Source organism: Candidatus Vogelbacteria bacterium, assembly GCA_021414225.1.
In the GTDB taxonomy this organism is placed as follows: domain Bacteria; phylum Patescibacteriota; class Minisyncoccia; order Phycocordibacterales; family XYD1-FULL-46-19; genus JAIOOX01.
In genome coordinates, this window is the sequence record JAIOOX010000002.1 from 356982 (window position 1) to 371636 (window position 14655).

Annotated in this window: 10 protein-coding genes; 4 read left to right on the plus strand and 6 right to left on the minus strand. The window is 41.3% G+C overall.

Going from position 1 to position 14655, the window contains the following annotated elements; translation table 11 throughout:
- Positions 1-99 precede the first annotated feature (99 nt).
- The 4 genes from K8Q91_02580 to K8Q91_02595 all read left to right on the plus strand — a co-directional run bounded on the left by K8Q91_02580 (position 100) and on the right by K8Q91_02595 (position 2512).
- Complete coding sequence (locus K8Q91_02580) at positions 100-693, plus strand: threonylcarbamoyl-AMP synthase (GenBank protein MCE9628861.1); 594 nt, start codon at positions 100-102, stop codon at positions 691-693.
- 77 nt (positions 694-770) lie between these two features.
- Positions 771-1115, plus strand: coding sequence for a methionine--tRNA ligase (locus K8Q91_02585; protein ID MCE9628862.1), 345 nt, complete (start codon positions 771-773; stop codon positions 1113-1115).
- Positions 1116-1117: 2 nt separating this feature from the next.
- Entirely contained in the window at positions 1118-1693 is a 576-nt protein-coding gene (locus K8Q91_02590) for a Gmad2 immunoglobulin-like domain-containing protein (GenBank protein ID MCE9628863.1), read from the plus strand.
- 75 nt (positions 1694-1768) lie between these two features.
- On the plus strand, positions 1769-2512 hold the full coding sequence (locus K8Q91_02595; GenBank protein ID MCE9628864.1) for a DsbA family protein: 744 nt from the start codon (positions 1769-1771) through the stop codon (positions 2510-2512).
- A gap of 43 nt (positions 2513-2555) precedes the next feature.
- On the opposite strand, the gene K8Q91_02600 is transcribed toward K8Q91_02595, so the two are convergent.
- The 6 genes from K8Q91_02600 to K8Q91_02625 all read right to left on the minus strand — a co-directional run bounded on the left by K8Q91_02600 (position 2556) and on the right by K8Q91_02625 (position 14499).
- Positions 2556-3830 carry a sigma-70 family RNA polymerase sigma factor gene (locus K8Q91_02600; GenBank protein ID MCE9628865.1) on the minus strand — a complete coding sequence of 425 codons (1275 nt, stop codon included), beginning with the start codon at positions 3828-3830 and terminating at the stop codon, positions 2556-2558.
- Complete coding sequence (gene dnaG, locus K8Q91_02605) at positions 3820-5586, minus strand: DNA primase (protein MCE9628866.1); 1767 nt, start codon at positions 5584-5586, stop codon at positions 3820-3822. The genes K8Q91_02600 and dnaG overlap by 11 nt, the downstream gene beginning before the upstream one ends.
- A 75-nt stretch (positions 5587-5661) precedes the next feature.
- Complete coding sequence (rpoC, locus tag K8Q91_02610) at positions 5662-9309, minus strand: DNA-directed RNA polymerase subunit beta' (protein MCE9628867.1); 3648 nt, start codon at positions 9307-9309, stop codon at positions 5662-5664.
- Between the two features lie 13 nt (positions 9310-9322).
- Complete coding sequence (locus tag K8Q91_02615) at positions 9323-12493, minus strand: DNA-directed RNA polymerase subunit beta (protein ID MCE9628868.1); 3171 nt, start codon at positions 12491-12493, stop codon at positions 9323-9325.
- Between the two features lie 495 nt (positions 12494-12988).
- Positions 12989-13663 (minus strand): tRNA (guanosine(37)-N1)-methyltransferase TrmD, encoded by a 675-nt coding sequence (gene trmD, locus K8Q91_02620; protein MCE9628869.1) that lies wholly within the window; start codon positions 13661-13663, stop codon positions 12989-12991.
- 104 nt (positions 13664-13767) lie between these two features.
- Positions 13768-14499, minus strand: a complete 732-nt coding sequence (locus K8Q91_02625; GenBank protein MCE9628870.1) for a hypothetical protein — start codon at positions 14497-14499, stop codon at positions 13768-13770.
- Positions 14500-14655: the final 156 nt, after the last annotated feature.

Consider the following 14655-nt stretch of genomic DNA (forward strand, 5'->3'; position numbering starts at 1 on the left):
CACGAGGCTGGTCGGGGCTTTTGTTTTTTGGTACAATCCCCTACGTATAATCAACTCAAAGAAATTTAGAAATAACCATCCGTAACTCAAAATTAGATAATGACTCTAGATCAGGACTCTCAACTTATTTTCACCATCCAAACCGGTGGAGTAGCCATCATTCCGACAGATACTATTTATGGTTTAGTCGCTAAAGCCGACAATAAATTAACTGTAGAAAAAATTTATCAAATCAAAGGTCGTAACCCTATTAAACCATTTATCGTTTTAATTGCTGATCTGGAACAACTCAGACTATTTGATATTAATCTCGACGATCCAACCAAAAATCTCTTAAGCCGAGTTTGGCCAGGACCAGTTAGTGTCATCTTGTCCTGCCCTAATCAAGAACTAAACTACCTCCACCGAGACACTAACACCCTCGCTTTCCGCTGGCCGGCGAAACCAGACTTGCAACAATTTCTAGCTAAGGTAGGACCCCTGATCGCACCCAGCGCCAACCCAGAAGGGCAACCACCAGCTCAAACAATAGACCAAGCTAAAAAATATTTTGGTGACCAGGTAGACTATTATTTTCCTAGCGAAGACACCCTGATTGGAGAACCATCAACCTTAGTTGCAATTGAAAACGGACAGTTTATGATAAAAAGACAAGGTCAAGTTATTATTAGCGACGTAGAGCGAGAAAAATAGAAAAGCACTCTTTTTTATTTCCAAGCCGAGGAGACTAAGAAAAGGTTTAACACCTTTTATTACCCAACTATAATCTTATGACTATTAATTACGACGAGTTTAAAAAAACTGAATTAAAAGTAGCCCAAATTAAAAGTGCCACCCGGGTTGATGGCTCAGACAAGTTATTACAACTAATTGTTGACGCCGGCGACCAAGATGAAGCCGGCCAAGCTCTAGACCGTCAGATTATTGCCGGTATTGGCAAAGCTTATGAACCAGAAACTTTAATTGGTAAACAAATTATTATTGTGGCCAATCTAGAACCAAGAAAGTTAATGGGCTTAGAAAGCCAAGGAATGCTCCTAGCTGCCAACAGTGAGGCTGGTCCAATTATTATTACCACTGAACACGATTCTCTACCTGGTGCTAACATCCAATAATAATGACTAAAGCTAATATTATCCTTGGCGGTTCATTTGGGGTGGTAGTCCTTCTATTATTTGGCTGGATTTATATAACCACTCAACCACCAACTGTCACCAATTTTGAAGAATGCGTTAAAATCGGCTATCCAGTATTAAAATCTGATCAAGGCGAAAGCTACTGCCAAACATCGGACAACCGAAATTTCATCAAAACAAGTATTAAACCTGATACAACTAATACTCAAAATACTTCAACCACCTCTCTCCAAAGCAATAAAATAATCATTGATAAATTAAAACCCGGAGCTGCTATTACTAGTCCTTTAAAAATCACTGGCCAAGCCAAGGGTAACTGGTTTTTCGAAAGTAGTTTCCCTATTTTCCTAAAAGACCAAGACGGCCAAGATGTGACTATCGTCATCGCTCAGGCTCAAGGTGATTGGATGACGACCGATTTTGTTCCTTTCGAAGCTACTCTTAATTTTAAGGTAGCAGCAGATACAACCGGCACTTTGATCTTTCGAAAAGATAACCCCTCAGGCTTACCAGAACACGATGACGAGCTATCTATCCCAGTTGTAATCAAGAAATAACCCCTGACTAGCAGATACCGACCTGTATGGTAAAATGTATCCATTACAAATTTAATCTTTTTTTAATTAACCCTTATGGAAAAAAATAATTATGCTGTTCCTATCGCTATAGTCGTAGCGGGTCTTTTAATCGCTGGCGCTGTCTTGTTTGGCGGTAACAGTGACCGATCTTTATTTAAGTTGACTGACACAGACCAAACAGATACTACTTCAACCTTGGTTACCAATCTGACCCCTGTTTCAGCTTCTGATTATATTACCGGCGCTGAAAATCCAACTATTACTGTCGTTGAGTATTCCGACCTAGAATGTCCTTTCTGTCAGGTTTTTCACCAAGCAATGAAAAACTCTCTAGCCAACAATCAAACTGTCGCTTGGGTTTACCGACATTTCCCATTAGACTCTCTTCACGCCAAAGCCCGCAACGAAGCTGAGTACTCAGCCTGTGTTGGTAAATTAGCTGGTAACGATAAGTTTTGGGCCTACATCGACAGCATTTTTACCGTCACTCCTTCTAATGATGGTTTAGACCCAGCCCAACTACCAATTTTAGCTGAAAAAATAGGTATCAATAAAACTGATTTAGAAAACTGCGTCAAAAACGGTGATGGTAAAAAAATAGTTGACGCTGATTATGCTACCGGCCAAGAGATAGATGTTAGTGGTACCCCTTACCCAATTTTGATCGACACCGACGGCCGAGCTCATGCCATTTTCGAATCAAATTTTAACCCTGACACAGCTCAGATATCCCCAGAAGCTAAAGCCTTCGTGGTTGATCTATACGCCGAGTACGAAAAGATTGTTAAAGGAAATTAATTGGTTAACAAAAAAACCGCCAGTATAACTGGCGGTTTTTTTGTTAGTACCCCATCAACCTCTTCGCCTTATCATGCAACCGAATCTTTTCATGAGCTTTAGCTTCAATCTGACGAATACGTTCACGAGTCACTCCAAATTCTTTACCCACTTCTTCCAGGGTTCTCATCACTCCATCTTCCAAACCATGACGCATCTCCAAAATCTTCCTTTCTTTCAAAGTTAAGTCACTCAAGATTTCTTCAATCTGATCACGTAAAATTCGACGTGATACTTCTTGGTCTGGCGGTGGAATTTTATCATCCGCAATAAATTCACCTAATGATGATTTTTCATCGTCGTCGTCAGTCGGCCGATCAAGTGAAGCGGTACTTTGGTCAATTTTTTCAATGGTGTGAATTTTGTCTACCTCCAAGCCCATCTCTGTGGCTATCTCTTGAGGTAATGGTTCACGACCTAAGTCTTGCGACAAGCGACGAACTACTTGTTTGTATTTAGCGATCGTTTCTACCATGTGCACTGGAATACGGATCGTCCGTGATTGGTCAGCTAAAGCACGGGTGACCGCCTGACGAATCCACCAAGTAGCATAGGTTGAGAATTTATAACCTTTACGCCAGTCGAACTTTTCGACGGCTTTAAAGAGACCCAGGTTTCCCTCTTGAATCAAGTCAAGTAGTGTTAAGTCAGATGACCGACCAATATATTTTTTAGCAATCGAGACCACTAAACGTAGGTTGGCATTAGCCAAAGCTTTCCGAGCATCATCATCTCCTTCCAAAATTTTTCGAGCAATATCTTTTTCCTCCGCTCCGTTTAATAGTTTATGTTTACCAATTTCTTTCAAATACATTTGAACTGAATCTAGAGCTGAATCAGATGAGCGACCAGGTTTAGCTTTCGCCAACACTTCTTTATTATCATCAAGCAAACTACCCTCTTCTAAGATATCTACCCCACCATCCTCTAACTGAACATATAAACTTTCTAAGAAAATAACATCGTACTCAATGGACGGGAATTCTTTCAGAAGTTCCGAGAAGGTAATAAATCCTCGTTGTCGGCCACGACTAATTAAACTTTTAACCTTTTGGGCTAAAATTTCTGGACTAGATTTTTCACCAGTAACAGTCTTAATTCCCGGCTTGACCATCTTTTTACTTTTAATCACTACCTTCTTTTTAGGGACTGGTTTCTTGGTCACCACCTTTTTAGCTTTGACTGGTTTTGCTTTAACTGTCTTTTTCACCTTAGCTTTAACCACTGGTTTCTTTTTAGGAGCTGGTTTCTTGGTTGTCTTTTTTTTCTTAATTGGCATAGTGTTTTTTATTAGTTAAGTCTCTAATCTGTTGTGAAATATCTTGGCATTTTTTGATATATTTGTCTACGAGTTCTAGATTTTGATCAACTTCGGCCTGTTTCAAATCTCGAGTCAGATCCGCTAATTTTTTGCGTAATAAGGACTCTTCTAGTTGGGTTAATAAATGATCAAATTCTATCAAAACTTCCTTGCCCTCGTATAAAATATCAACTTCCAGTAACAGAGAATCTTTTTTGCCACTTAGCCTCTGTTCTAAATTAGACAAATATTCACCTTCTTCCATTTGCTCTAATTTATCACGACAATTTTTTACAGCCGTTAATGATTCTGGTTTTTCAGCTAGCCACCACAAAAGCCCAATCAGTCTTTCCTCTATTTTATCCAAACGACTGGACGGTAAAACTTCTGGTAGTAGATTAATACTTTTAATAATACTTGGAGCGTCTGGTAATTTGTTGTCGAGTAAAGCGGTCGCTCGAACATCCTGCCAAATAATATCTTCCATTAAACCCAGCATTTCACTAATCTTACTAATAAAATAGGCTTGATCTATTTTGTGAGCTAAGACTGATACTAGTGGATAAATTTCCTCGCGCATCGCTTTACCTTGAGCTCGAACATCACCAGGAAACTTATTCTTAATCACTTCCAAATAAAAATCGATAGCGTGAACCGCTTCGTCTACCGCCTTAGACCAGGCCAACGGATCAGCCAGGGCTAAATCAGCTGGATCTTGACCGTTAGGTAATTTAGCAATTCTTACCTCAAAACCCAAAGCTAAAGCCAACTGTAGGGCTCGTCTAGAGGCATTGATCCCCGCAGCATCAGCATCAAAAGCCATCACCAGTTTAGAAGCAATCCTCTTAATAATGGTTAGGTGCCACTGCGTCAGGGCGGTACCAGAAACAGCCACCGCTTCAACTAGACCAGCTTGATGAGACATAACCAAATCCATCTGACCTTCAACCAACACACAGCGGTCTTTAGATCGAATAGCTGTCTTGGCTAGATGATAACCATAAAGAGCTTGAGACTTGTCATACAGTGGAGTCTGAGGACTATTAACATACTTAGCCTCTTTATCACGTAACCCTTCCGGATCAAACACTCGACCCGAAAAACCAATTACCACCCCTTCCCTATCCATAATTGGAAACATCACTCGTCCGCGAAACCGATCGTAATGTTCAGCCGGGTTCTTAGGACTCGGAATAACCAAACCAGCTTTCTCTAACATATCCTTACGAATATTTTGCTCTAAACAAAACTGAGTTAAATTCCGCCAACCATCAGGGGCAAGACCAAGTCTAAATTTTTTAATCGTTTCGTCGGTTAAGCCTCGTTTTTTAAGATAAGCGGTCACTTCTCTTGATTCAGATAACCGTTTTTCAAAGTAACGAGTAGCCACCTCCAACACCCGACGTAAATATTCTTTTTCACCTTGGTTGTTATCACGAACTTCACCAGACCGAGATTCTAATTTAACGTTAGCTCTGTTAGCCAAAATCTTTAACGCTTCTGGAAAATCCAAACCTTCAATCTCTTGAGTGAAGGTAAAAATATCTCCCCCTTTATTACAACCAAAACAATGAAAACTTTGACGACCAGGCGACACAAAAAAACTAGGCGTTTTTTCGTTGTGGAAAGGACAACGGCCCCGAAAATTGGAACCAGCTTTGTCTAATTTCACGTAACCAGAAACCACGTCTACAATACTTAAACGATCTTTGATTTGTTCGACGGGTGTTGCCATAGTAAATAGATTATAAGCTTGACCTATCGTTCAACCGACAGACCAAAACTCATGCTACTAATTTACAAACTAAAACTAGTTGCTTTCGGCAATGGCGGTATCACTATAACCAGGAATCAAACCAGTACCAGCTGGAATCAACCGGCCAATAATAACATTCTCCTTCAAACCACGCAGTTTGTCTTCACCACCCTTAACAGCAGTATCGATAAGTACTCGAGTTGAGTGCTGGAAGGAAACAGCAGATAAGAAACTTGAGGTAGACAAAGCTACTTCAGAAATACCCAACAAGACAGGATCGCCCTTTGATTCCTCAGTTCCCTTCTCTGCTACTCGTTTGTTTTCCTCAACCATTTCTACCCACTCCACAATTTCACCAACAGTGAAGGTTGTACTACCAGGTGTCTTAATCTTACGACGGAAGAACATTTGACGAATAATCAACTCAATGTGTTTACGAGCAATCGATACACCTTGTAATTCGTAAATAGAGTTAATTTCCTTGATGATATAATCTTCAGTTTTTTCTTGACCAGCCAACTTATGAAGATCTACCAAATCTACTGAACCATCAGTGATTATTTGACCTCGACTAACTCGTTCACCTTTTTTCACTAAGATATTTCTAAAGGCTGGCACAGCGTAGTCAATCGATCCACCCGCTTTAGCTCCTTTCTTTTTACTCTCAATATCAACCAAAATAGTGATAGTGTGGCCTTTGGCATCACTTTTAACATCCAATACTTCGCCATCAATTTCACAAACAATGGCTGGGTTTTTTGGACTGCGTCGTTCGAAAATTTCTGTAACTCGAGGCAAACCACCGACGATGTCACCCGCTCCTGAACCGACACCTCCCGCGTGCTTCGTACGCATAGTCAACTGAGTACCAGGTTCACCGATCGCTTGAGCCGCTACAATACCAACCGGCTCACCAAGTTTAACCATACCACCACGACCCGGATCCTCACCATAACAAGCTCGACAAACACCCTTCACTGATTTACAGGTCAATGGAGTTCGAACGTGAATATCGGTCAAACCCAATTCTTCAATCTGACGAGCGTCCGCTCGAGTAATCATGTGACCCTTATCAAACAAAACTTTACCATCAGCATCTTTAATTCCTTTCAATAGAATACGGCCTCGAACTGAATTGCCGATACCATTATCGAAACCAAGAATGTGCTCTTTCGTCATCACCTTACCTTGAGTATCTTCACAATCTTCTTCATTGGTTACCATATCTTGAGCTACGTCCACCAACTTACGAGTTAGATAACCAGCTTGAGCGGTGTTCAAAGCCGTGTCCGCCAAACCTTTACGAGAACCGTGAGTAGTAATGAAATATTCTAGTGGAGATAGACCTTCTTTGTATGAAGGAATGATAGGAAATTCAATTTGACGACCAGCTGGGTTAACAATCAAACCTTTCATACCAACCATCTGAGTCACCTGACTAGTCGAACCGCGGGCCCCAGAGACCAACATATCAGTCACTGAACCACCTTTTGGTAAACTAGCTGGAATAATTTTTTCAATTCGACTCTTAGCTCTAGTCCAGATTTCGATCAACATACGATAACGTTCACCTTCAGACAATAAACCTTCGCTAAATTCAGTTTCAATTCGAACTGCCTCCTTACGAGCCTCGGTAATGATATCTTTTTTACCTTCCGGTACTTCAACGTCATCAATACCCCAGGTAATACCTGACTTAGTCGCATATTTGAAACCAAAAGATTTAACGTTATCAAGAATGTCTGGCACTCGATCAACTCCATAAATATTGATCATATCCTCCACCAAACGACCAATCTCTTTGTTGGTCACTTCTTTGTTGATAAAAGGAAAATCACTTGGCAAGTTGATGTTGAACAAAATACGTCCAACGGTTGTCTCAATAATAGTACCGGAAGCTTCTTTGTATTTTTCTGGTTTACCTGCCTTCACTTTAATTTGAGCCTGCAAGTCAACATAACCAAAATCGTAAGCCATGATCGCCGAGTTTGGACTAGAAAAGATCTTACCTTCCCCTTTAGCGCCAGCGATTATTTTAGTCATCCAATATACACCCAACACAATATCCATACGCATGTTCACAATTGGATCTCCCGAACCTGGTTTCATTAAGTTTTTACGAGAAGCAATCAACTCGCGAGCTTCTTTTTGAGCCGCTGCTGATAGTGGTACGTGGACAGCCATTTGGTCACCATCGAAGTCAGCGTTGAAAGCAGTACATACTAACGGGTGAACTTGAATCGCGTTACCTTCGATCAATAACGGTTGAAAAGCCTGAATACCAAGACGGTGTAGAGTTGGTGCGCGGTTCAAAAGAACATGTTTATCTTTAATCACATCTTCCAAAATAGCCCATACCTCAGGAATACCTTCATCAATTAAGCGTCCAGCGCCACGGATATTGAAAGCTAATTCTTGTTCCAAAATCTTAGCAATCACAAATGGTCGGAATAATTCCAAAGCCATATGTTTAGGCAAACCACATTGAGATAATTTTAAGTGCGGACCAACAACAATCACTGAACGGCCAGAATAGTCTACTCGCTTACCAAGTAAGTTTTGACGGAAGCGTCCTTGTTTACCACGAAGAGAGTCGGCTAGAGATTTAAGTGGACGACGTTGAGCTTGGTTCATAACACTATCGTTACCACTTTGGCGAATAGAGTTATCAATCAAAGCATCAACTGCTTCTTGTAAAATACGCTTTTCGTTACGCAAGATAACATCCGGAGCATTCAAGTCTACTAGTTTTCGCAATCGATTATTACGATTGATCACTCGACGATAAAGATCGTTCACATCTGAAGTAGCGTGACGACCACCATCAAGAGCCACCATTGGACGAAGAGCTGGAGGGATAACTGGTACATATTTCATAAACATCCACTCTGGACGAACTCGAGAACGCTTAAGTGATTTAACTAAGTTGTGTCGTCGTTGTAAGCGTTGTTTTTCAACCGAACTAGCTTTCTCCATCAAAGTTTCCAGGTCAACCAACATTCCATCGAGATCAATCGAGGAGAAAATCTGGCAGATAGCTTCAGCTCCGATACCAGCCTCGAAGGCAGTACCGAATTTCAACGACAAGCGGTGATAAGACATTTCATCAATCACTCGCCATTTGGTAATAGATTCCAGTTGGCGTTTTGCTTCTAGTAAAGATTCTTTAAGTTTATCTTTATCCTCTTCAGTTTCTAGATTTTTAATTTTAGATTTAAATTCTTCATCTAGTTTTTTGAGAATACTATTTTTTTCGTCTTCGTGAACAGCGGTCACAATATAGCCAGCAAAATAAATAACTTTCTCCAAGTCAGAAATAGACAAGTCTAACAAAGTTCCCATTCGTGATGGAATATTACGTAAGAACCAAATATGAGCTACTGGACTAGCTAACTCAATGTGACCCATGCGTTCACGACGAACAATAGATCGAGTAACTTCCACTCCACACTTCTCACAAACAATATCTTTGTAACGAATGCGCTTGTACTTACCACAGTAACATTCAAAATCTTTTTCTGGTCCGAAAATTCGTTCATCAAACAAACCGCCACGCTCTGAGCGGCCACTGCGGTAGTTGATAGTTTCTGGCTTTGTTACTTCGCCATAAGACCATTCCAAGATTCGCTCTGGTGAAGCCAGACGAAGTGAGATGGTATTGAAGTCAGCAATTGGTGCTTGTTTTTTAGGTATGATATTCATGATCGTTATTTGATTAGTCTTCTTTCTTAAGTTCGACATCTAATGACAGACCACGCAATTCATTAAGCATCACGTTGAACGAAGCTGGAATATTTGGATGCTTGATGTGCTCGCCTTTCACTAACGAATCAAACGCTTGCGAACGACCGACAATATCGTCCGATTTAATAGTTAACATTTCACGCAAAGTGTAGGCCGCACCATAACCTTCGAGAGCCCAGACTTCCATTTCTCCAAAACGCTGACCTCCTCCTTGGGAACGACCACCGAGTGGTTGTTGAGTAATAAGTGAGTACGGTCCAATTGAACGCATGTGAATCTTGTCTTCTACCATGTGGGCCAACTTCAAGATATACATGTAGCCAATCGCGACTGGTTGTTCAAACTTATCTCCAGTCTGGCCATCAAACAAATTAACCTTACCATCTGACGGGAAACCAGCAGTCACCAACTCTTGTTTAATTTCGTCAGCACCAACACCCATAAACGTTGGAGTGATCGCTTGATAGTTCAACGTGTGAGCCGCTAAACCAAGGTGCATTTCAAAAATTTGACCTAGGTTCATACGAGACGGCACGCCCAACGGTGTCAAAATAACATCCACCGGTGTACCATCTGCCATGTATGGCATATCTTCTTCTGGTAACACTTTTGAAATAACACCCTTGTTACCGTGACGACCAGCCAACTTGTCACCTACTGACACGTTACGCAATTGAGCTACTTGAATATAAATTCTCTTAATAATACCTGATTCTAATTTATCTCCATGATCGCGAGAGAAAACTTTCACGCCAATTACTCGGCCTTTCTTACCGTGTGGTACACGAAGTGATGAATCTTTAACATCACGTGCTTTCTCACCGAAAATAGATCGTAACAATCTTTCTTCTGGAGTTAATTCTGTTTCACCTTTCGGGGTAATCTTACCCACCAAAATATCGTTTGGACTAACTTCAGCACCAATTCTAACAATACCGTCAACATCCAAGTTTCGCAGTTTGGTCTCACCAACATTTGGAATATCATGAGTTGTTACTTCTGGTCCTAGTTTAGTGTCGCGGACATTACATTCAAACTCTTCAATATAGATACTAGAAAACTTACTGTTCTTAACCAGTCGTTCTGACAAAATAATCGCATCTTCATAGTTAGCTCCGTGCCATGACATGAAAGCGACGAGTGCATTTTGACCAACCGCTGCTTGACCCTCAACAGTTGAAGAAGCATCGGCCAACAAATCACCTTTCTTCACTTTATCACCAGGATTAACCACTGGTCGTTGGTGGAAACAAGTGTTGTCGTTAGTTTTAGAGAAAGAAATAAGAGAATAATTATCTTCTTTTCCAGCGTCGGTCTTGATCACAATTTTAGACCCATCAACTTGAGTGATTGTTCCGGCAGTTCGAGCCAAAATCAAACGACCAGAGTCCATCGCAATTTTACCTTCGATGCCTGTCGCTACTAGTGGTGCTTCTGGCACAATACAAGGCACCGCCTGTTTCTGCATGTTCGAACCCATCAACGCACGGTTAGCATCATCGTGTTCCAAAAATGGAATCATAGAAGTCGCTACTGAGTAAGCCTGGTTAGGAGCTACGTCAATGAAAGAGATGTCATTTTTTGGCACCAAACCTGGTTTGCCGGCAGTTCTAGCTTCAATCAAATCTTCCACCAAATTGTGGTTACTGTCATAAGCAACTCCAGCGTGAGCGATATGATATTTTTCTTCTTCGAGGGCGTTCATGTACACCAACTCGGAAGTAATTTTACCTTTTACTACTTTGCGATATGGCGCTTCGATAATACCAAACTCATTAATTCTCGCGTAACTAGATAGACGTAAAATCAAACCAATGTTTGGTCCTTCTGGTGTGTGAATTGGACAAACACGGGCATAGTGAGAAGTGTGTACATCACGCACTTCTAGACCAGCTCGTTCGCGAGTTAGACCACCAGGTCCGAGAGCAGACAAAGTTCGCAAGTGTTCCACCTCTTGGAGAATGTTCTCCTGAGACATAAATTGGGACAATTGGTTGGTTGTAAAAAATTCTTTAATACGAGCTTGTAGTGGACGCGGACTGATCAATTGAATCGGCAACATTGTTACTGAATCAACCGTCGACATTCGATCTTGAATGTTGCGCTTCATCTGAGTCATACCCACTTTCAATTTTTGTTGTAACATTTCACCCACACAACGCACACGACGGAAACCTAAGTGGTCAATATCATCCTCTTTAGCTCCTTTGGTGGTATTAAGGTTGATGATATTAACAATAATAGTGACCAAGTCGTCAAAACTCACCAAGCGATTCTCACGAGCCTTGGCATCCAAAGAGCCTCCAAATCGTTCATTAAAACGAAGGCGGCCGACAACGGAAAAGTCATATTTTTCTTTACCAAACAAACCAGACACAAACTCACGAGAGTTGGCCGCTGTTGCCAAGTCTGAGTCACGAAGACGTTTATAAATTTCAAGATAAGCCTCATCAGCGGTTTTGGCTTGGTCCTTAGCCAAAGTTTGCTTGATGTACATAGTTGATACTCCCTTCTTTTCAAAAATATCTAAGATTTGCTCATCAGTTAGTTGTTTACCAGCCAAATCGGCAAATACCCTCAATAAAGCAGAGGCTGGGAATTTTCGCTTACGGTCAATGCGAACATACAGAGCGCCATCTACTTCAGTTTCGATTTCCACCCATACCCCACGAGCTGGAATAATCTTAGCGCCGAAGTGTTTGATCCCTCGAATATCGTTAGCAGTGAAGAAAACGCCGAAACTACGAGCTAGTTGTGGCACAATAACACGCTCAATACCACTAATAATAAAAGTACCGTGAGCAGTCATCAATGGAAAATCAGACAAGAAAATTTCTTGTTCTTTTTCCTGATTGAGAGTCTTGTTGTTTAATTTAACTCGAACTCGCAAAGGAGCATCATAGGATAGTTTATTTTCCTTAGCATAGTGCTCATCATATTTAGGCTCGTCTAGTTGAAAACCAAGAAATTCTAATTCAAATTTCTTTTCTGAATAATCTCTGATCGGCGAAAACTCTTTAAACAAATCTTTGATTCCTTCTTTGATCAACCAATTATAAGAATTGGTTTGCAACTCCACTAAATCCGGAATTTCAGCGAACGGCTCTTTATAGCGAGCAAAACGTTTTTGGGTGATAGCCATGGGTATTGATGACTTATCGATTATTAAAAATCTCGGCTGGGGACCATCCAACACGAGAAAACCCCGCGTCCACTATTGGATCGTGAGGATCTTAAAACCAAACTAAAACTAGGGCCTGGACAATCAATCGTAACTCAATCAGGCTGTATGTCGCTAAGTACTATAATCCAAGATCTAAACCCTGTCAAATAATTAAAGCGCCCATAAAGAGCGCTTTAAACGATAACTTGGCCCAAAGGGTAGAATCAGTCTTTCTTGTCCTCCGGCTTCAGCAAGCCTTGGCCCGGATAACCGAGATTGCCCCGACCCGTCAAAATCGAGACTGTCTGGGGTGGTGCTGGATCAGGACGCACCCAACCATTATTAAGTCTTCGGCCAAACGGATCCATATACATGATCAAATACCTCCAAAAACTCAAAACCCTATTGTTTTGAGAATACTAATTCGATTATAAGATCATGGAACTAAAAAAACAATGCCCTGTGTAGTTGGTTTTAGACTGTCTTTTTAATGGTTTTGGTGGTTTTGGCTATTTGAGCCACTTTCCACTCTTCTATTTTTTTATGATCGCCCGACAAAAGGATTGGTGGAACTTTGTATTTTTTACCTTTATAAGCCACTATTTCTGGTCTAGTATAGATTTCAGTCCCAGCTGGGCGCCCTTCTTCGAGTGATTCCTCTTTCCCCAACACGCCTTTGATTTGACGAGCTACCGCATCTACCACAATCATGGCCGGTAGTTCCCCACCAGTTAGAATATACGGACCAATAGATAATTCTTCCGCTTTAAATATTTTTTTAATTCGAGCATCAATCCCCTCGTATCGTCCAGCCACCAAGACAATATGATCAAATTTTTGAGCATAAGTTTTAGCTAACGGATTCGTGAAAGATTTTCCTCCTGGAGCGAACAAAACGACTTTCACCTTCTTTTTGTTTTTAATTATTTTATCAATGGCTTTAATTAGTGGTTCTGGTTTGAAAACCATCCCTGGTCCCCCGCCATATGGTTTGAAATCAACGTGTTGATGTTTATCGACAGTAAAATCGCGCAGATTATAAATCTTGACCGCAATTTTTTTACCCTTCACAGCCCGAGCGATCATCGACTCGCCCAGGTAGCCGGTAAACATCTCCGGGAAAATTGTAACGATATGAAATGTAACCATTGGCCAAATCCTAGCATTAAAAAACTTAAAAAGAAATCGCCGCCAGAAAATTCTAGCGGCGACAGGTTTCAAAAAAGTTAAAAGATGGAATTCACCTCACATATTCACTCTACCACTTCACGACCACGACAAAGATGACCATAGTCCCGAGCACCCCACAGCTCTATCAGTAAACTGCTTTGGGAAGTCTTCTTTTTCTCACACCATTCAGCTGAATAGAACATGGAGTAGTCACTGTCCTCTCTGTGGTCTCTGTGGTATGAACCTGAACAAAGTGTTTTGGTTTTAACATCGAGATGTTGCCCTGTCTCCGAAAAATATACTAGTTCGTAGACAAGACGCTCCCGCAAAGTCATTCCGTTAACACCTCTTTCTTTTAATTCTTTAATTGGAAGACCTGCCAACAAGGGGTCAGCTTCGATACTATCACGAACCCAAACTCCATAAGTTTCCTCCGCTGTACGATTATTCTTCGCCACCGGCGGAAGCGGGCGTTCATTATCGGCGCTAATGATAGTGACGCTGAACATTTGTCGCAATATCACGATGAGATTTTCTTCCAACAGGCCTCCTGGCAACACGAGAAGCCGCTCGAAACCCGACTTCCTTTCTGGAACAATCACAGAAGAAGGTTTAATCTTCACTCCAAAATCAGCATACACCGAACAAACCCGGTTGAGCTGAGAATCAGTATCCATTGGGTAGACCCATGGATCTTCCCGCCTGAGAAACCGCCTGGCTTGTAATGGGGTGATAGCCGCAGTATTCAACTTGTTCATGAAATCAAGACCGAGGCCGAAGAGGTTCGCTCTTGGGCTGCCGAGCATGTTTGACATGGTCAGCCTTCCTTTCTTTTATCTTTTCGAGGTGCCACAGCAGTAGATTAGCGAAATGCCAAGTACCCTGTTCTAATTATTATTATAGCATATAACCAGTAAAAATGCAAGGCCAAGCACTCACAAGCCAAGTGAGCCTAATTGTTTTGCAAATCA